General features: G+C 36.9%; 17 protein-coding genes. 9 read left to right on the top strand and 8 right to left on the bottom strand.

Annotation, left to right across the window (positions count from 1 at the left end):
- Positions 1-16 precede the first annotated feature (16 nt).
- A complete protein-coding gene (locus FNW07_RS07825) occupies positions 17-490 on the top strand; it encodes a VOC family protein (protein ID WP_126742935.1) in 474 nt (157 codons plus the stop codon).
- Here FNW07_RS07825 and FNW07_RS07820 read toward each other — a convergent pair whose 3' ends face one another.
- Positions 491-1,225 (bottom strand): diphthine--ammonia ligase, encoded by a 735-nt coding sequence (locus FNW07_RS07820; protein ID WP_126742934.1) that lies wholly within the window; start codon positions 1,223-1,225, stop codon positions 491-493.
- Between the two features lie 86 nt (positions 1,226-1,311).
- Here FNW07_RS07820 and FNW07_RS07815 point away from each other — a divergent pair, with 86 nt between their 5' ends.
- Complete coding sequence (locus tag FNW07_RS07815; RefSeq protein ID WP_126742933.1) at positions 1,312-3,390, top strand: M1 family metallopeptidase; 2,079 nt, start codon at positions 1,312-1,314, stop codon at positions 3,388-3,390.
- 73 nt (positions 3,391-3,463) lie between these two features.
- Positions 3,464-5,197 carry a hypothetical protein gene (locus tag FNW07_RS07810; RefSeq protein WP_126742932.1) on the top strand — a complete coding sequence of 578 codons (1,734 nt, stop codon included), beginning with the start codon at positions 3,464-3,466 and terminating at the stop codon, positions 5,195-5,197.
- A 76-nt stretch (positions 5,198-5,273) separates the two neighbouring features.
- Here FNW07_RS07810 and FNW07_RS07805 read toward each other — a convergent pair whose 3' ends face one another.
- Positions 5,274-5,795 carry a hypothetical protein gene (locus tag FNW07_RS07805; protein WP_126742931.1) on the bottom strand — a complete coding sequence of 174 codons (522 nt, stop codon included), beginning with the start codon at positions 5,793-5,795 and terminating at the stop codon, positions 5,274-5,276.
- 105 nt (positions 5,796-5,900) lie between these two features.
- On the opposite strand from FNW07_RS07805, the gene FNW07_RS07800 reads away from it, so the two are divergent.
- From FNW07_RS07800 to FNW07_RS07790, 3 genes are all read left to right on the top strand, one after another.
- Positions 5,901-6,671, top strand: a complete 771-nt coding sequence (locus tag FNW07_RS07800) for a TSUP family transporter (RefSeq protein ID WP_126742930.1) — start codon at positions 5,901-5,903, stop codon at positions 6,669-6,671.
- A 115-nt stretch (positions 6,672-6,786) separates the two neighbouring features.
- On the top strand, positions 6,787-9,111 hold the full coding sequence (locus tag FNW07_RS07795; RefSeq protein WP_126742929.1) for an ATP-dependent helicase: 2,325 nt from the start codon (positions 6,787-6,789) through the stop codon (positions 9,109-9,111).
- 25 nt (positions 9,112-9,136) lie between these two features.
- Positions 9,137-9,757, top strand: a complete 621-nt coding sequence (locus tag FNW07_RS07790) for an L-threonylcarbamoyladenylate synthase (RefSeq protein ID WP_126742928.1) — start codon at positions 9,137-9,139, stop codon at positions 9,755-9,757.
- Between the two features lie 65 nt (positions 9,758-9,822).
- Here the strand turns inward: FNW07_RS07790 and FNW07_RS07785 are convergent, their stop codons facing one another.
- The 3 genes from FNW07_RS07785 to FNW07_RS07775 form a co-directional block, all read right to left on the bottom strand.
- Positions 9,823-10,653, bottom strand: coding sequence for an OmpA family protein (locus tag FNW07_RS07785; protein WP_126742927.1), 831 nt, complete (start codon positions 10,651-10,653; stop codon positions 9,823-9,825).
- 73 nt (positions 10,654-10,726) lie between these two features.
- A complete protein-coding gene (locus FNW07_RS07780; RefSeq protein ID WP_126742926.1) occupies positions 10,727-11,722 on the bottom strand; it encodes a glycosyltransferase family 2 protein in 996 nt (331 codons plus the stop codon).
- Positions 11,719-12,168: a type I restriction enzyme HsdR N-terminal domain-containing protein gene (locus tag FNW07_RS07775; protein ID WP_126742925.1), complete on the bottom strand. Its 450-nt coding sequence runs from the start codon at positions 12,166-12,168 to the stop codon at positions 11,719-11,721. The genes FNW07_RS07780 and FNW07_RS07775 overlap by 4 nt, the downstream gene beginning before the upstream one ends.
- A gap of 48 nt (positions 12,169-12,216) precedes the next feature.
- On the opposite strand from FNW07_RS07775, the gene holA reads away from it, so the two are divergent.
- On the top strand, positions 12,217-13,221 hold the full coding sequence (holA, locus tag FNW07_RS07770) for a DNA polymerase III subunit delta (protein WP_126743068.1): 1,005 nt from the start codon (positions 12,217-12,219) through the stop codon (positions 13,219-13,221).
- A gap of 65 nt (positions 13,222-13,286) precedes the next feature.
- Here holA and FNW07_RS07765 read toward each other — a convergent pair whose 3' ends face one another.
- Genes FNW07_RS07765 through FNW07_RS07755 form a run of 3 tightly spaced genes read right to left on the bottom strand, consistent with a single transcriptional unit; the run spans position 13,287 to position 15,632 of the window.
- Entirely contained in the window at positions 13,287-14,309 is a 1,023-nt protein-coding gene (locus tag FNW07_RS07765; protein WP_126742924.1) for an MvdC/MvdD family ATP grasp protein, read from the bottom strand.
- On the bottom strand, positions 14,306-15,346 hold the full coding sequence (locus FNW07_RS07760) for an MvdC/MvdD family ATP grasp protein (RefSeq protein ID WP_126742923.1): 1,041 nt from the start codon (positions 15,344-15,346) through the stop codon (positions 14,306-14,308). The genes FNW07_RS07765 and FNW07_RS07760 overlap by 4 nt, the downstream gene beginning before the upstream one ends.
- Positions 15,347-15,404: 58 nt before the next feature.
- Positions 15,405-15,632: a microviridin/marinostatin family tricyclic proteinase inhibitor gene (locus FNW07_RS07755; RefSeq protein ID WP_126742922.1), complete on the bottom strand. Its 228-nt coding sequence runs from the start codon at positions 15,630-15,632 to the stop codon at positions 15,405-15,407.
- Positions 15,633-16,028: 396 nt separating this feature from the next.
- Between FNW07_RS07755 and FNW07_RS07750 the strand changes: the two genes are divergently transcribed.
- A complete protein-coding gene (locus tag FNW07_RS07750; RefSeq protein WP_126742921.1) occupies positions 16,029-16,211 on the top strand; it encodes a CAL67264 family membrane protein in 183 nt (60 codons plus the stop codon).
- A 29-nt stretch (positions 16,212-16,240) separates the two neighbouring features.
- Complete coding sequence (gene ettA, locus FNW07_RS07745) at positions 16,241-17,935, top strand: energy-dependent translational throttle protein EttA (RefSeq protein WP_126742920.1); 1,695 nt, start codon at positions 16,241-16,243, stop codon at positions 17,933-17,935.
- Positions 17,936-17,964 lie beyond the last annotated feature (29 nt).

Genomic DNA, 17,964 nt, shown 5'->3' with positions numbered 1-17,964 from the left:
TCATTAATTCATGAATATGGCAAATCTAAAATTAACACCTTGCTTATGGTTTGATAAAGAGGCCGAAGAGGCAGCTAATTTTTATGTGTCAGTTTTTAAAAATTCAAACATTGATAATATCAGCTATTATACCAAAGAAGGTTTTGAAATTCATGGTATGCCGGCCGGTACCGTTTTGACTGTCAGTTTTCAATTGGATGGAAATCCCTTTACAGCTATGAATGGCGGACCGCTTTTTAAATTTAATGAGGCTGTTTCTTTCCAGATTTTTTGCGAAACCCAGCAAGAAATAGATTTTTATTGGGATAAACTCACTGAAGGTGGCAACGAAGTAGAGTGTGGCTGGCTAAAAGACAAATATGGCCTTTCATGGCAGGTAGTTCCATCAGTTCTTCCTGAATTACTTACTGATCCGGCTCGTGCAGAACGAGTAATGAAAGTACTGATGCAAATGAAAAAATTCAATATTGAGGAATTACTCAACGCGTAGTTACTTCGCAATCAAATCACAATACCAAAATCCATAATCAATAGTTTCAGCAGTATCCGAATCGCAAATGGTTTGGGAAGTATCTTCTTTTGGTTTTTCGTATGATTTATGGACAATTTCCCCAATTTCAAATGCAATCGGTTTTGAGAAAATAGGGCCATCAAAGGTAAAGGTATGAAACTCACCATTTTCTCCACAAACATCTACATTGTCCGGTAGATCATTGATAAAATCCTGATCGATTATCCGGCCCACAAAACTTTTGTCCAAAAAGCTTTCGTTTACGCAAACTACAATGGTTTTAAATCCTAAACCAATAAACTCCTTTATAAGTTCATGGGTTGGAATTTTCCATAAGGGAAAAACTGCTTTCAGTTGCATTTCGGCCAATTTATCCTCCCGGTATTTTCTTAAGTCTTCTAAAAAAATATCACCAAAAATGGAATGGGTAACTCCTTCACTTTTTAATTTTCCCAAAGTTTCCTGCATTACATTTTCATAGACTTCCATTGTGGGCATTTCGGGAATTTCCATTTTCAGTAACGGAATACCAATGCTTTTTGCCTGTTGTTCCAATAATTCCACGCGTACGCCATGCATCGAAATACGTTGAAAATGTTGGTTGATGCTTGTTAAAAGACAGGTAATTTCGAACTCACTATTCTGTAAAACTTTATATAAGGCTAAGGCTGAATCCTTACCGCTGCTCCAATTAAAAAGGGCTTTCTTTTTCACAATTTCTTTATTTGGTAGTAAACTTACAAAATTGGTCAGAATTGTTATGAGCTGCTTTCGTAACTTTGGCTTCTGATATTTTAAAAATGAAATCATTTTCGCTTATTTTCTTGTTTATTTCGACCATTGCTTTTTCGCAACAGCTTGAAAAAGTTGACTTTAAAAATGCGACAGCTCAATTATCAATTGATGCGAATGCTAGAAAAGTTAAAGGAAAAGTGGTTTATGATTTTGAACTGTTGTCCGCAATAGATACCATAAAAATTGATGCCCAACAGATGACTTTTTCGGATCTGATGATTAATAACAAACTGGTTCAGTTTAAGAATTCCGGTAGGCAGTTACAGCTTTTTGAAGGGTTTGCCAAAGGAAAAAATACCCTGACATTTGACTATGAGGCTAATCCCAAACAAACCATGTATTTCATTGGATCTGAAAATTTGGACAATCTTCAAATCTGGACACAGGGACAGGGAAAATATACCAGTCATTGGTTCCCAAGTTTTGATGATGTCAATGAAAAAGTGATTTTTAATCTTAACGTTGCGTTCGATAAAAGGTATCAGGTGATTTCGAATGGGGTTTTAGATAAAAAGATTGACACTGGAAATGAAATTCTTTGGCAATACCGAATGAAAAAACCGATGAGCAGTTATCTGTTGATGCTTGCCATTGGTCAATTCCAGGAAACAAAACTGACAGCAAAATCGGATACACCTTTGCATTTGTATATCGAACAGGAAGATACTGCCAAGCAGGAAGCTACTTACCGTTACAGCAAAACCATTTTTGATTTTTTCGAAAAAGAAATAGGAGTAAAGTATCCGTGGGAAGTCTATAAACAGATTCCGGTTCGGGATTTTTTATATGCCGGAATGGAAAATACGTCGGCTACCGTTTTTTCAAGGGATTTTGTTGTTGATGAGATTGGATTCAATGATAAAAATTACGTCAATGTCAATGCTCACGAATTGGCCCATCAATGGTTTGGAGACATGGTTACCGCTGAAACCAGTAAGCATCATTGGCTCCAGGAAGGTTTTGCGACCTATTATGCTTTATTGGCAGAGAAAAAAGTATTTGGAGAAGATTACTTTTATTATAAATTATACCAGACTTCACTTCAACTTAAGGAAGCGGCAGTCCACGATACCATTCCGCTTCTGAATGAAAAGGCAAGTTCACTGACATTTTATCAAAAAGGGGCATGGGCACTGCATGTTTTGCGGGAGGGTGTCGGAGAGAAAATTTTTAAGAAAGCCGTTAAGAGTTACTTAAAAAAATACGCTTTTCAAACCGTCAATACGGATGATTTTTTAATAGAAGTCAAGAAATTATCAAAATATGATTTGAATACGTTTACTAAAGAATGGCTTCAGGATAATGGTTTTAATACTCATAAAGCGAATGAGTTACTTTTAAAAAATAAAAACATAAAAGCTTTGTTTGCAATCCAGGAACTTCGTGCAAAACCATTTAAGGAAAAGAAAATAATTTTTGAGAAAGCATTACAAGCGGATGTTTATTTTCCGGTAAAAGAAGCCGTTGTCCTGCAATTAGAAAATGTTCCCTTTGAAGAAAAAGAAAGTTTGTTACGACTGGCGATGCAAACGAACAATATACAAGTGCGTCAGGCGATTGTTAAAACGATGCCTAAAATACCTTTGCCCTTTAAGAAAGATTATTATAATTTTCTTAACGATAAATCATACATCACTCAGGAAATCGCGCTGAATGTCTATTGGTCCCAATTTCCGGAAGAACAGAAAGAATTGCTCAATAAATCAAAAACCTGGATTGGATTCAATGATAAAAACCTGCGAATTCTATGGCTAACCTTGGCTCTTGGGACAAAAGACTATGAAACCCAAAACAAAGCAAAATTCTATGATGAATTATTGGATTATTGTTCACCAAAGTTCGAAAGTTCGATTCGACAGAATGCCATGGAAAACTTATTGTTTGTCAATAAAAACGATAAAAATGTATTGCCTTATTTAGCCAATGCAGCAACAAGTCACAGATGGCAGTTTAATAAATTTGCCCGTGAAAAAATCCGTCTTCTTTTAAAAAATAGAAATCACAGAACCTATTTTGAGGAACTTCTCCCTAAACTTCCTGTAAATGAGACTAATGTACTCCAGAAGATTTTAAGTGAGAAATAATTTGTTAAATTGTACGCAACCTATTTACTTTAAAAGTATCTCTGTAATATATCCATCAATAACCAAAGCCCTTATGACTAAGTTCAAATTTCTTTTTCTTTTGTTGGCAACTACTACATTTTTTGTCAGTTGTGATCCTTCAGACAATGATTCTAATTCCAATGACACTTTCGCTGAAAACTTCGGGAATACAACTTCCAAAGACTTTTTGGGTCAGGTTGTCGATGAAGACAATAATCCGATTCAAAATGTGGCGATTAAAATTGGAACTTCGACAGTACAAACGGATGTGAATGGAGTTTTTATTATCAATGATGCCAATGTTTATGAGAAATTTGCTTACATCACAGCAAAAAAGAGTGGTTTCATTGATGGTTCAAGAGCAGTGGTTCCTACTAGTGGCACCAACAGAGTGAAAATCATGTTACTTTCCGGTTCTGTTGTTGCACAAGTGCATTCAGGTGTTTCGGAAGAAGCGGTTTTATCCAACGGAACTAAAGTAATTTTTGACGGGAATTTCAAAACCGAAACCGGAGTTGCCTATTCTGGAACTGTAAATGTGATTATGCACCATTTAGACCCAACTGATCCATATGTTGCGGATAAAATGCCGGGCATGTTATTTGCCGAAAGCGTTGATGGTCAAGCCAAGGTGTTGCAAACCTACGGAATGATGAATGTGGAGTTACGAGGTGGGGCTGGCCAAAAATTACAGATTTCGAATACGGCGCAAATCGAAATGCCAATTACTCCTACACAATTAGCTACAGCGCCCGCGACAATCCCGTTATGGCATTTTGATGAAATGCTGGGGTATTGGAAAGAACAGGGAAGTGCTGTTAAACAAGGTAATAAATATGTAGGTACGGTTTCGCATTTTTCATGGTGGAATTGTGATGTACAATTTCCAACAGTTACATTAACAGTTACATTTGTTGATGTTAATGGAAATCCGCTTTCTAATGTAGGGGTTGGTTTAACAACAAGTGCTGTCAATTCATATGTTCAGTATTCCAATGGAAACGGACAGGTGTCAGGTTTAATTCCCGCCAATGAAAGCTTGACTTTACATGTTTATGATTTTTGTGGCAATGTAATTTACTCAACACCAATTGGGTCGTTTTCTGTTAATACTATTTTACCGAACGTGGTTTTGACCAATGAAATACAAACTACCTTAGTTGAAGGTACGTTGCTAAAATGTGACAACACCATTGTTACCAATGGATATGTAATGATGAGTAGAAATGGAATTTCAGATAGTTTTGCTCCGGTAACGAATGGCAGTTTTAATTTTCATACTTCGTTCTGCAACCCCGATACTAATTTTAGACTGAAAGGATTCGATTTTGATAATTTACAAACAACAGATCCAATTGCCTATAATTTCACGGCCCCGGTTACTCATGTTGGTAATTTAATTGCCTGCAATACTGTTACGGAAATGGTTTCGTATAAAATAGATAGTCAGCCGGTAAAGTATATCTTAAGTTCCCAGGTGTATGCTGCTACTGACATAAGCAATAGTCCACTATTAGTAAGTGGATTTGCCCCTTCCCAAGGCGGAATACATATATGGGGAACTACCAATGTTCCTGGAATATACACGACAGCTGAATTTTCGCTTGATGGTTTGGATGTTGGGGGACACATTGGTTCAACTACCACCAATACAATGACCTTCAATTTGAGTAATTTTGGTGCAGTTGGTGAATATGTTGATATAACTTTTTATGGGACGTATACAGACGATAACACTACTACCCATACTATTTCTGGTCTTGCACATGTAATAAGGGATAATTAATAGAAATCAAATAAATTATAAAAAAGAAAACCCTTCTCAATCGAGAAGGGTTTTCTTTTTATATAAAATCAACAATTTACCAAAGCTGCCCAACCTCGTTTTTAATATATTCCAAAGCAGCATTACTCGGTGATTGTTTGTCCATTAAATCCCCTAAAATCACCTCGCGTAATTTATTGGCACTGTCCACGCGGTTACTCATATTGGTTTTTCGGATCATTTGGATCGTCGCATTTTTTGCGGTCACAATAATGGTCCAGCAGTCATCACTCATGTATATTTGCTGCGTCAGGTTATGTTCAAATTCCTGCTCGATTTGTTCAATGACAAAAGTCTCATAATCATTTTTATCTTCAGAGAATGGCTTGATTCGGATCAATAACTTGGCAGGATTGATGCGTTCCATATACAACGCCATTCTCTCATAAGCCTGAAGGCGGATTGGCAGGGCATTTTTCTGTGCTTCCTTGTTCAGTAAATAACGACGTCTGCCTTCTTCATTTTTTGTGTGCAGGTTAAAGAAATAGTAAGCAACCGCACCTGTGATGATAGCCGGTAAAGTATAACTTAATAACTCTATGATTTTTGTGGTATCCATGTTGGTTTATTTAAAAATTATAAGATTTAGGATATTATATTTTCGAAAACAAATTAACGAATAAACCAATAAACTTAAACTGTACATTTGATAAAATTTTAAAAAATGGAAACATCATTTATGATTTTACTCTGTATAGCCGCTTTTGCAGCAGGTTTTGTGGATGCAATTGTCGGTGGTGGCGGTTTAATCCAGACTCCAATGGGATTGATTTTACTTCCCAATCTGCCTGTCGCCACTATCATTGGAACCTTGAAAATTCCATCATTCAGCGGAACTTTTTTTGCCGCTTTTCAATATTTGAAGAAAGTTGAAATGAATTGGAAATTACTGGCAATTATGATGACTTTGGCGGCGCCTTCCGCTTTTGCAGGTTCAACATTGCTGACGTATGTGAGTAATGATTTTATGAAACCTTTACTATTGGTGGTACTTTCACTTTTGGTAATTTATACTTATGCCAAGAAAAATTTCGGGCAGCACGCTGATAAATCGCATTCCTCCAGACAGCAGATTTTGTATGCTGTTTTGATTAGTTTCTTTATAGGATTTTACGATGGCTTCATCGGACCCGGAACCGGAAGTTTTTTAGTTTTGGCTTTTATAACCTTGCTTGGTTTTGATTTTCTTCAGGCTTCCGCCAATGCAAAAATGGTCAATCTGGCGACTAATTTTGGATCCATCTGTTTGTTTATCATCAAAGGCAAAATTATCTGGATGATTGCGATACCAATGGCTGTTTGTAATGCGATCGGAGGATTTATTGGCGCAAAATTAGCCATCAATCGTGGGAATAAGTTTATTCGGATTTTCTTCCTGTTGGTGGTTATTGCGACATTAATCCGTTTTGGATATGATGTTTTTGTGGGAAAATAAATTCAGATTTTTTCTTTCCCGTAAATAGTGAAACCAAATGTCCAATAGTTGGTTTTCCTTAACAAATTCCTCAGTCTAAATTGCTATTTTTGCATGATAAAATTGAAAAATAGAAATGCAGAAATACATCAACCAACTTAACGAAGCCCAGCGTGAACCCGTTCTCCAAAAAGACGGACCAATGATTATCATTGCGGGAGCCGGTTCTGGTAAAACCCGTGTGCTGACCATCAGGATTGCCTATCTGATGAGTTTGGGGGTCGATGCATTCAACATATTATCACTGACTTTTACCAACAAGGCGGCCCGCGAGATGAAAAAGCGTATTTCTGATATTGTCGGAAACAGTGAAGCTAAAAATCTTTGGATGGGAACATTTCACTCTGTTTTCGCCAGAATCCTGCGTTCTGAGGCGGATAAACTGGGATATCCATCGAACTTTACGATTTATGATACTCAGGACAGTTTACGTGCCATTTCGGGGATTATCAAAGAAATGCAATTAGACAGGGATATCTATAAACCGAAACAGGTTTTAAGCCGGATTTCCTCCTATAAAAACAGCCTGATTACGGTAAAAGCGTATATGAACAATCCCGAATTGCAGGAAGCCGATGCGATGTCTAAAAAGCCTCGTATGGGCGAAATTTATCAGAATTATGTCGACCGCTGCTTTAAGTCGGGCGCAATGGATTTTGATGATTTATTATTGAAAACTAACGAACTTTTGACACGCTTTCCGGAAGTATTGGCAAAATACCAGGACCGTTTCCGTTATATTCTGGTGGATGAGTACCAGGATACGAACCATTCGCAATATTTGATTGTGCGTGCGTTGTCGGATCGTTTTCAGAATATTTGTGTGGTGGGGGATGATGCACAGAGTATTTATGCCTTCCGCGGAGCCAACATCAATAATATCCTGAATTTCCAGAAAGATTATGAGGGGGTAAAAACATTTCGTCTGGAACAGAATTATCGTTCCACTAAAAATATTGTAGAAGCTGCGAATTCCATCATCGATAAAAATAAAACCAAACTGGATAAAATTGTCTGGACTGCCAATGATGACGGCCCAAAAATAAAAGTGCACCGCAGTTTGACTGATGCCGAGGAAGGCCGTTTTGTTGCTGGAACGATTTGGGAACAGAAAATGCAAAACCAGATGATGAATGGTGATTTTGCCATTTTATATCGTACCAATGCCCAATCCCGTGCGATGGAAGATGCGTTGCGAAAAAGAGATATTCCGTACCGGATTTATGGTGGTTTGTCTTTTTACCAAAGAAAAGAAATCAAAGATGTGCTTTGTTACCTAAGATTGGTGATCAATCCAAAAGATGAGGAAGCATTAGTTCGGGTAATCAATTATCCGGCGCGGGGAATTGGTGATACTACAGTTGAAAAATTAACGATTGCCGCCAATCATTACAAGCGTTCCATTTTTGAGGTGATGCAGAATATTGATCGGATTGATTTGAAACTGAATTCGGGTACCAAGCAAAAACTACAGGATTTTGTAACGATGATCCAGAGTTTTCAGGTCATTAATCAAAACCAGGATGCTTTTTACATCACCGATCATGTGGCGAAAAAAACCGGTTTGGTTCAGGAATTAAAAAAAGATGCCACACCGGAAGGAATGGCTAAGATTCAAAATATTGAGGAGTTACTGAACGGAATCAAGGATTTTACCGAAGGTCAGAAAGAAGTGGACGGAGCCCGTGGTGCCTTATCAGAATTCATGGAAGATGTCGCGTTGGCAACTGATTTGGATAAAGATACTACTGATGAAGATCGTGTGGCGTTGATGACGATCCATTTGGCCAAAGGACTGGAATTCCCTCACGTTTTTGTCGTTGGAATGGAAGAAGACCTTTTCCCAAGCGCGATGAGTATGAGTACCAGAAGCGAACTGGAAGAGGAGCGTCGTCTGTTTTATGTGGCGTTGACCCGTGCTGAAAAACAGGCCTATTTAACGTATGCGCAATCGCGTTATCGTTGGGGAAAATTAACTGATAGTGAACCTTCGCGTTTTATTGAAGAAATCGAAGGACAATTTTTAGAATACCTCACGCCGGCAGAAAACAATTACCGTTTCAAACCGATGATTGACAGCGATATTTTTGGCGATATTGATAAATCCAGATTGCGACTGGCGAAACCGACGACCGGAACCCCACCTAAAAAATATGGTGAAGAACCAACCGCAACAGTTCGTAAGCTAAAACCAATGACCTCAAATGCACCTTCAGGAGCGGCCAATCTGTTTGACAATAAATTAACTGTTGGGAATATCGTAATGCACGAACGTTTCGGAAAAGGGGAAGTGGTAAATCTGGAAGGGGCAGGAGCTGACAGGAAAGCTGAAATAAAATTTGAAGTAGGCGGAATTAAAAAATTATTATTGCGATTTGCCAAACTGGACATCGTTTCGTAAATGGATAACAACAAATTTAAAACTTATGGCTCAGTTCTTAAAAATATACGAAGATAAACCCAATGAAGCGGCTATTGCCAAAGTAGTGAAGGTTTTACGAGATGGCGGACTGGTAATTTACCCAACTGACACGGTGTATGGTTTGGGCTGCGATATTACGAATACCAAAGCATTGGAGCGCATTGCAAGAATCAAAGGAATAAAGTTGGAGAAAGCCAATTTCTCTTTTGTCTGTCATGATCTAAGTAATATTTCCGATTATGTCAAACAAATAGATACTTCCACATTCAAATTATTGAAAAGAGCCTTGCCGGGAGCGTACACATTTATATTACCTGGGAATAACAATCTTCCAAAGGAATTCAAAAAGAAAACGACGGTTGGTATTCGGGTTCCGGATAATTCCATTGCATTGGAAATCGTACGTCAGTTAGGGAATCCTATTGTTTCTACATCGATTCATGATGAAGATGCCGTTTTGGAATATTCAACCGACCCGGAACTTATTTTTGAAAAGTGGCAAGATTTGGTCGATTTGGTGATTGATGGAGGTTACGGTGATAATTTGGCATCTACCATCATCGATTTATCCAATGGGGCGCCTGTAGTATTGAGAGAAGGAAAAGGGAGTCTTGATATTCTTTAAGAAATCTATCATCATAAAAATAGAAAAGCCCCGAAATTCGGGGCTTTTTAACTGTAAACAAGAAATTATTGTTTCTTCATTTCTTTCTCAATCATATCATAGAACTGATCGATTTTTGGCAAAATCACAATACGCGTTCTTCTGTTGGTAGCTCTGTTTTCAGGAGTGTTGTTTTGTACCAATGGAATAAATTCGCTTCTTCCTGCAGCAATCAATTGCGCCGGATTCACTTTTAAATCTTTTGTCAGTACACGGATAATTGCAGTTGATCGTTTTACACTCAAATCCCAGTTGTCTATAAGAATCCCATTTCCATTAAAAGGAACATTATCAGTGTGCCCTTCTACCATACATTCAAAATCCGGTTTGCTGTTGATTACCTTAGCTACTTTACCTAATACTTCTTTAGCACGGTCGCTTACATTATAGCTCCCACTTTTGAATAATAGTTTATCGGAAATAGAGATGAATACAACTCCTTTTTCAACATTGACTTCAATATCCGGGTCCGAAATACCAACAGCGCCTTTTAAACTGGTTACCAATGCAAGGGTAACACTGTCTTTTTTGGTTAATGCATCCTGCATTCTGGTAATTTTTAAATCTTTTTCTTTGATGGATTCCAAAGCTTTTTCAATATTCTCAGCACCTTTAGTAGATAAGGTGGTCATGTTGCCCATGTTATTGATCAGATCACTATTGTTTTTCTTTAAAAAATCAATTTGGTTGGCGTAAGCTTCTTTTTCTGTCAAACAAGTATTAAGTTTCACAGTACAAGTGTTAAGCAAATCCTGAATTTCTTTATTTTTACTTTCTAGGGCGGCAATCTTCTTTTTTGTACCACATGAAGTTGTAAGTAATGCAACTACTGATAGCGCTAAAATGATTTTTCTCATAAAATGATTTTTTTGTTTTTATAAAATTAAGGTTTAAATTGATGAACAGTTGAATCTGATTCTTAAACTATTGTTAAAAAAGGTTTTCAAATACCCTGCCATTATTGACATAATAGGTATAAACGATACTTTTTATCTTGTAATATTTTTTTGACTGAGGCTGTTCACGCTTTTTGTAATATTTGTAAAATAACCTGTAAAACGAAAAGTGCGCTTTTATAACTGCCATTAAATGAGTGGGTTTGCCTTCAAAAAGAAATTTTATTCCCGCGATCCCATCTAAAATTAATCTCAAAAAAAGCACTTTAAACAAAGCATTGTTCGGGAGGTTTTTGGTAAGCATTAATAAAGAATTTCTAAAATTGAGAAACGTCTTTCTTGGATTCGATTCATTTAAAGTCGCACCACCAACGTGATAAACCACCGAATCTGCTATATATTTTGTTATATGGTTTTTATTGAAAGCTCTCCAGCACAAATCAATTTCTTCCTGATGGGCAAAAAAATCGGCATCAAAACCTTTTAATTCCTTATAAACTGAGCTTCTGATAAAAAAGCATGCACCGGAAGCCCAAAAGATTTCACGATTATCATCATATTGACCATTATCTTTTTCAAGGGTGTCAAAAATCCGCCCTCGGCAAAAAGGATAACCATACCGATCAATAAAACCACCAGCAGCCCCGGCATATTCAAAATATTGCTTGTTCTTGAAGTTTAATATTTTGGGTTGGATAATAGCGGTTTTCGGCTCTTTTTCAAAAGTTTTCAATATGGGTTTCAACCAATTTTCGGTTACTTCAATATCCGAATTAACTAAGGCATAGATTTCGGCATCAATGTGCTGCAAAGCTTCATTATACCCTTGGGCAAAGCCAAAATTGTCTGTGTTCTGAACAATTTGAACTGTCGGAAAATGTTCCTTAATATAAGCAACAGAATCATCAGTCGAAGCATTGTCTGCAACGTAAATAGTGGCTTCCGAAGAATATTTCACAACGGATGGTAAAAACTGTTCCAACAATTTTACGCCATTCCAATTCAGGATCACAACAGCTATTTTATTCATAAAAGTTGATAATTTGGTAATTCCTGTAAAAACTGATACAATTCCTGTTTGTAATCCATTTGGCAAAAGTAATGATTATGGCCGTTGGTTACCATTAAATATTGCGCATTCAAAGTCATATTATAGCGGGCAATCTGGTCAAATGTACCCTGTGAAATTTTGATTTCGGGAGCTTTGCATTCCACCAGGATAAAAATAGTACCATCGGGATTAAAAACCACTACATCATATCGTTTTTTTAAATCGTTGATTTTTAACAATTTTTCAACATTGATATGCGATTTCGGATAATTTTTTTCCAACAGTAGAAACTGAATTACATGTTGGCGGACCCATTCCTCGGGTGTAAGGATGACAAATTTTTTACGAATTTCATCGAAGATGGCGACTTTATTTTCGCTATTTTTGAAGCGAAACGGATAAGAAGGGAAATTCAATTTTTGCATGAAGCAAAAGTAAGGATTTTAGACAATAGATTAAAGAGAAAAGACACCATGGACGAGGTTGTAAAAATCGTAAACGATATAAAAAACGGAAACATCAAACCGATTTATTTTCTGATGGGGGAGGAGCCTTATTATATTGATAAATTATCGGATTATATCGAACAAAATGTCCTCTCGGAAGAAGAGAAGGGCTTTAATCAGACGGTTCTTTATGGAAGGGATGTTTCGATGGAAGATATTATCTCCACTTCCAAACGCTATCCGATGATGGCCGAACGCCAGGTGGTAATTGTAAAAGAAGCACAAGATCTGACCAAAACCATCGACAGATTAGAAGCGTATGCCGAAAACCCAATGGACTCAACGGTTTTGGTTTTTTGTTACAAATACAAAACATTGGACAAGCGTAAAAAAGTCACCAAAAATATAGCCAAATCAGGTGTCGTTTACGAAAGTAAAAAACTTTATGATAATCAGGTTGGCGATTGGATAAAACGGGTTCTCGCCGGTAAAAATTACACGATCGATCCGAAGGCCTCGGCGATGTTAGTCGAATTCCTAGGGACAGATTTGAGTAAAATCAATAACGAACTGGAGAAGCTTCAGATTATTTTGACAAAAGGAAGCACAATAACTCCAAAGCATATCGAAGAAAACATCGGATTCAGTAAAGACTTTAACGTATTCGAATTGCGCAAGGCCATTGGGGAACGCAACCAGTTAAAATCTTATCAGATTGCGCAATATTTTTCGGATAACCCAAAGGACAATCCACTTGTGGTAACTACGAGCCTTGTTTTCAGTTTTTTTATCCAGCTTTTGAAATACCATGGATTGAAAGACAGGAATCCAAAAAATGTCGCTGCTGCTTTGGGTGTCAATCCGTATTTTTTAAAGGATTATGATGTGGCGTTGAGAAATTATCCAATGAAAAAAGTCAGTGCTATCGTTGGAACGCTAAGGGATATTGATGTGAAAAGTAAAGGAGTGGGCGCTAATTCATTACCCCAACACGATTTATTGAAAGAAATGCTGGTGAAAATATTTAATTAATTATTTATTCAAAAAAAATGCCGACTACTACAAGTAATCGGCATGTTTATATTTTAAATTAAGATTTAAATATTGACAAATTCTTCGGCAAATACAGGGGTATATCTTCTAAAAGCATCACCGACCAATACTTTTGTCAATTGGTCCGAAATAGCGCCATCGCACAATCGGTCCAACCAGAAAAATTCACCGGCAGCATTAATTTCTAAAAAGTAATGCTCTCCTTCGGGAGTAACAATAATATCAATGGCTCCATAGTTTGCCTGATAGACATCCATCATTTTTAGTAATTTTTCTTCAATCGGTTTTGGTAAATCGTAAGGAACCCAATCACCCAATAAAGCAACACCTTCGCGACGCCAGTCTATTTTTGCATTGTCCATTTTTTGGGAATCTATCGCAAAAGAAAAAACTTTATCGCCCACAATTGTGATTCTTAACTCTAATGCTTTTTCTAATTTTTCCTGAAACTGCATAGGACAATATTGCAGGGTTTCAATCGATTCTAAATTATTTTCTGTAATAACATTGGTAAAAACAACATTATCCACACCCTCTCTCACAATCGAAAAGGCACTTTGCATTTTAGCTATAGCGCCATTTGGATGAGCCAAAACAAAACGTTTTGCTTCTTCCGGACTGTTTGTAATGCAGGTTTCAGGTACTTTTAATCCAAGGCCTGATGCAATTTTCATTTGCTCTTCCTTACTGTCAAATCTTCTGTATTGACTGTATTTACCAATATTAAAACAATGACAGGCTTCTAACATTCCGAACAACGTCGTTCTTATTTCTCCCAAAACACCACCCAGATATTCAGGTTCAATAATAGCACGCAATCCGTTTGCTATGTTATGGCTGCGTCGGTACCACAAAGCATCGATATCCTGTAGATTTACTCTGTTGTCTTTATAATCAAGATAGACATTCCACCGATCATTTTCATAACAGCTGCTGAGCGAATAATGCACTGGATATTCGTCGACATTAAAACGGATAGGTTCTGCATTTAATTTTCTTAATTTATCAGAAACCACATTGATACACTCATTATCGGATGAATGTGTAATAATCAGTACTTTTTTCATAATTTATATAGTAATGCAATCTCCTCAAGAAAAGGAATCACGGTGTTATTTTCAATAGTATCAAGTTGTTTTGTTTTTGAAACCAACTTTTCGGCGATAGCTTCGCCAATGGGATAATCCAAATCCCTTTGTAACATTCCCCATTCTCCCTGCGGGTTTACTTCTAAAAAAATGTAGCGGCCGTCTTTTTGGCGAATCATATCGATTGCACCAAAGAAAAGCCCCATTTTCAGCATCATATTAGTTAATGAGCTGCACACTTCAGGTGGAAGTGTATATTTTTCCCATCCTGACAAATCATTTGCTGCACGCCAGTCTATTTTTCCTGTTTCGGAAGCGGTTGCGTCAATTTTTCCTGTAAAGAAAATCCCGTCAACATATATAATTCGTAACTCATATTCTTTAGGTATCATCCGCTGAAAAATCATTGGACAATAGCACAATGAATCCAGATGAATTAAATTATCTTCAGTAATTAAAGTTGTCGGAAAAAATGGAGCATCTCCTTTCATGCTCCGGGATAAGGAACCGTGGAGCTTTGCAATCATATTTCCATGACACTTTTCATGAAAAAAAGTCTGTACTTTTTCGGCATCATTTGTAAAAATGCTTTCCGGAATATCAATTCCGCACGATGAAGCAATTCGCAATTGCTCTAATTTATTTTGTGAAACTCGATGGTCCAACGCCATTGGATTCATCCAGAAAACGTTGGGTATCGATTCGAAAAATAAATTTCGCATAATCGAGTATTCCTGCTGAAAAATGCCGGAATAACATTCATCCAATTCTTCCGGGACAGTGATTTTCCACAATTTTCTATACCATACGGCTTCAATATCTTTAGCTGAAAAAGTTTTCCCTTCAGATGTTAGTGTAACTTCAAAGCCTTCTAAACCGGCTGTATAATGAAAAGATATTTGATCTGAAAAGGTATCCGAATTCAATCGGACCACTTCTTTTCCTAATTTCCTTAATGTATTGATTACAATATCAATCGTGTAGAAATCGCCGCTATGACTTATACATAAAATCATTTAGAAAATTTTTTAGATAAAAAAAGCAATAGCCCGAAGGCTATTGCTTAGAGATGTATTAGATAGACGTTGTAGTATCATCATCACCATCTGATGGATATTTCATTGTGTGTGAAATATCTGCCGTTGGTTTTGTAGTCCCACTCTCATCTGCATCACTGTCAGATGGATATTTCATTGTTTGTACATTATCTCTAAGAGGAGAAGTTGCACCACCTTGAATTGAATTTGTTTCTTCTTTAGAAATTTGGTTTTCTAAGAAATTTGCGAAAAAAGGTTTTTTCATGATTAAATTTTAATTGATTAAAAATTGTTTTTTGAGATGAATTTGCAAATAAATTTCAATGCCGAAATTAAGATTTTTCTTAGAGAAAGAAAATAAATTAACAAGAAAATTTTTAAATAAATATAATTAATTAGCAATTAATAGATTAAGCAAAGTGACTTAAACAACCGCTCAAAACAATCGTGGCTAATTAGTATTTCCGGTATAGTTTTAATTATAAATTCTTACAAAAATTATATAATTGATTTTAAAAAGGATAAAATACTAATAGAGTATTAAAATTTCAATTTCATGCAAATTGGTTCACTGGACTTCAAATATTTGCAAAATGATATATTCAAATTCCTTTAAATTCCCGATATTTGCGCTTCTGAAATAATAAAAATACCAGAATTTATGGGAATGAATAAAAATACTATTTTAGGATGGGCTACTTTAATAATGATAATCATGGGATTGCTACTAATTGCATTGGGTGCTTTCCGATATGATGATACTGCAGGTTGGGGTTTTGGTGCAGTGGGAGTTGGATTTTTAGCCAATGCATGGGTTTTCAGTTCATTGAAAGGACGCCTCTAATAAATTAATAAAAATAAAAATAATTAAATATGTCAGACGATAAGAAAGTAATATTCTCAATGTCAAAATTGAGTAAAACGTATTCAAGCAGTGATAAACAAGTATTAAAAAATATTTATTTGAGCTTTTTTTACGGAGCAAAAATTGGTATTTTAGGACTAAATGGTTCTGGAAAGTCTTCTTTATTGAAGATTATTGCAGGAGTCGATAAAAACTATCAGGGAGATGTGGTTTTCGCCCCCGGATATACTGTGGGTTATCTGGAGCAGGAACCGCAATTAGACGATGCAAAAACAGTTATTGAAGTGGTTCGTGAAGGAGTTGCCGAAACGATGTCAGTTTTGGATGAGTTTAATAAAATCAACGATATGTTTGGTTTGCCGGAGGTGTATGAAGATGCCGACAAGATGGAAAAACTAATGGACCGTCAGGCATTATTGCAAGACAAAATTGATGCGTTAGGTGCTTGGGAAATTGATACCAAACTAGAAATCGCGATGGATGCACTGCGCACTCCTGAAGGCGATACACCAATTAAAAATTTATCAGGAGGAGAGCGTCGCCGTGTAGCATTATGTCGTTTATTATTGCAACAACCGGACGTTTTGCTTTTGGATGAGCCTACGAATCACCTGGATGCTGAAAGTGTACTTTGGTTAGAACAACATTTGGCACAATATGCAGGAACTGTAATTGCAGTAACGCACGACCGTTATTTCCTTGATAACGTTGCCGGATGGATTTTGGAATTGGACAGAGGTGAAGGTATTCCATGGAAAGGGAATTATTCTTCTTGGTTAGACCAAAAATCAAGCAGAATGGCATTGGAAGAAAAAGTTGCCTCAAAACGCAGAAAAAACTTAGAACGCGAATTGGACTGGGTGCGTCAAGGAGCAAAAGGCCGTCAGACGAAACAGAAAGCGCGTTTGCAGAACTATGATAAATTATTGAATGAAGACCAAAAAGCTCTGGATGAGAATTTGGAGATCTACATCCCAAATGGTCCGCGTTTAGGAACAAATGTTATTGAAGCCAAAAATGTGGCAAAAGGATTCGGAGATAAATTATTGTACGATAACTTGAACTTTACTTTACCACAGGCTGGAATTGTTGGAATCATTGGACCTAACGGTGCCGGTAAATCGACTATTTTCAGAATGATTATGGGAGAGCAGGAAACCGATAGCGGAGAATTTTCAGTAGGGGAAACCGTCAAAATTGCTTATGTAGATCAGGCGCACTCTAATATCAATCCGGATAAATCAATCTGGGAAAACTTCTGCGATGGGCAGGAATTGATTATGATGGGTGGAAGACAAGTTAACTCCCGTGCTTATTTGAGCCGATTTAACTTTGGCGGAAGCGATCAGAATAAAAAAGTATCTACACTTTCCGGTGGAGAGAGAAACCGTTTGCATCTTGCGATGACTTTAAAGGAAGAAGGAAACGTACTTTTACTGGATGAGCCGACAAATGACTTGGATATCAACACGCTTCGGGCTTTAGAGGAAGGTTTGGAGAATTTTGCAGGTTGTGCGGTAGTGATTTCACACGACAGATGGTTCCTGGACAGGATTTGTACACACATTCTGGCTTTTGAAGGAAATTCGGAAGTATATTATTTCGAAGGTGGCTTCTCTGAGTATGAAGAAAATAAAAAGAAACGTTTAGGCGGGGATTTAACTCCGAAACGACTTAAATATAGAAAACTGATTAGAAGTTAAAACAAAAAGGAGGCTCATGAGCCTCTTTT

It is taken from the genome of Flavobacterium sp. GT3R68 (assembly GCF_007109225.1).
Lineage (GTDB): Bacteria > Bacteroidota > Bacteroidia > Flavobacteriales > Flavobacteriaceae > Flavobacterium.
Note: the sequence above shows the minus strand (reverse complement) of the source record. Positions and strands in the feature narration are given on the sequence as shown.

What these genes read in the sequence shown, in the direction of transcription:
- FNW07_RS07825 (WP_126742935.1), top strand. Translation starts at nt 17, where the DNA reads ATGGCAAATCTAAAATTAACACCTTGCTTATGGTTTGATAAAGAGGCC.
- FNW07_RS07815 (WP_126742933.1), top strand. Translation starts at nt 1,312, where the DNA reads ATGAAATCATTTTCGCTTATTTTCTTGTTTATTTCGACCATTGCTTTT.
- FNW07_RS07810 (WP_126742932.1), top strand. Translation starts at nt 3,464, where the DNA reads ATGACTAAGTTCAAATTTCTTTTTCTTTTGTTGGCAACTACTACATTT.
- FNW07_RS07805 (WP_126742931.1), bottom strand. Translation starts at nt 5,795, where the DNA reads ATGGATACCACAAAAATCATAGAGTTATTAAGTTATACTTTACCGGCT.
- FNW07_RS07800 (WP_126742930.1), top strand. Translation starts at nt 5,901, where the DNA reads ATGGAAACATCATTTATGATTTTACTCTGTATAGCCGCTTTTGCAGCA.
- FNW07_RS07795 (WP_126742929.1), top strand. Translation starts at nt 6,787, where the DNA reads ATGCAGAAATACATCAACCAACTTAACGAAGCCCAGCGTGAACCCGTT.
- FNW07_RS07790 (WP_126742928.1), top strand. Translation starts at nt 9,137, where the DNA reads ATGGCTCAGTTCTTAAAAATATACGAAGATAAACCCAATGAAGCGGCT.
- FNW07_RS07785 (WP_126742927.1), bottom strand. Translation starts at nt 10,653, where the DNA reads ATGAGAAAAATCATTTTAGCGCTATCAGTAGTTGCATTACTTACAACT.
- FNW07_RS07780 (WP_126742926.1), bottom strand. Translation starts at nt 11,722, where the DNA reads ATGAATAAAATAGCTGTTGTGATCCTGAATTGGAATGGCGTAAAATTG.
- FNW07_RS07775 (WP_126742925.1), bottom strand. Translation starts at nt 12,168, where the DNA reads ATGCAAAAATTGAATTTCCCTTCTTATCCGTTTCGCTTCAAAAATAGC.
- holA (WP_126743068.1), top strand. Translation starts at nt 12,217, where the DNA reads ATGGACGAGGTTGTAAAAATCGTAAACGATATAAAAAACGGAAACATC.
- FNW07_RS07765 (WP_126742924.1), bottom strand. Translation starts at nt 14,309, where the DNA reads ATGAAAAAAGTACTGATTATTACACATTCATCCGATAATGAGTGTATC.
- FNW07_RS07760 (WP_126742923.1), bottom strand. Translation starts at nt 15,346, where the DNA reads ATGATTTTATGTATAAGTCATAGCGGCGATTTCTACACGATTGATATT.
- FNW07_RS07755 (WP_126742922.1), bottom strand. Translation starts at nt 15,632, where the DNA reads ATGAAAAAACCTTTTTTCGCAAATTTCTTAGAAAACCAAATTTCTAAA.
- FNW07_RS07750 (WP_126742921.1), top strand. Translation starts at nt 16,029, where the DNA reads ATGGGAATGAATAAAAATACTATTTTAGGATGGGCTACTTTAATAATG.
- ettA (WP_126742920.1), top strand. Translation starts at nt 16,241, where the DNA reads ATGTCAGACGATAAGAAAGTAATATTCTCAATGTCAAAATTGAGTAAA.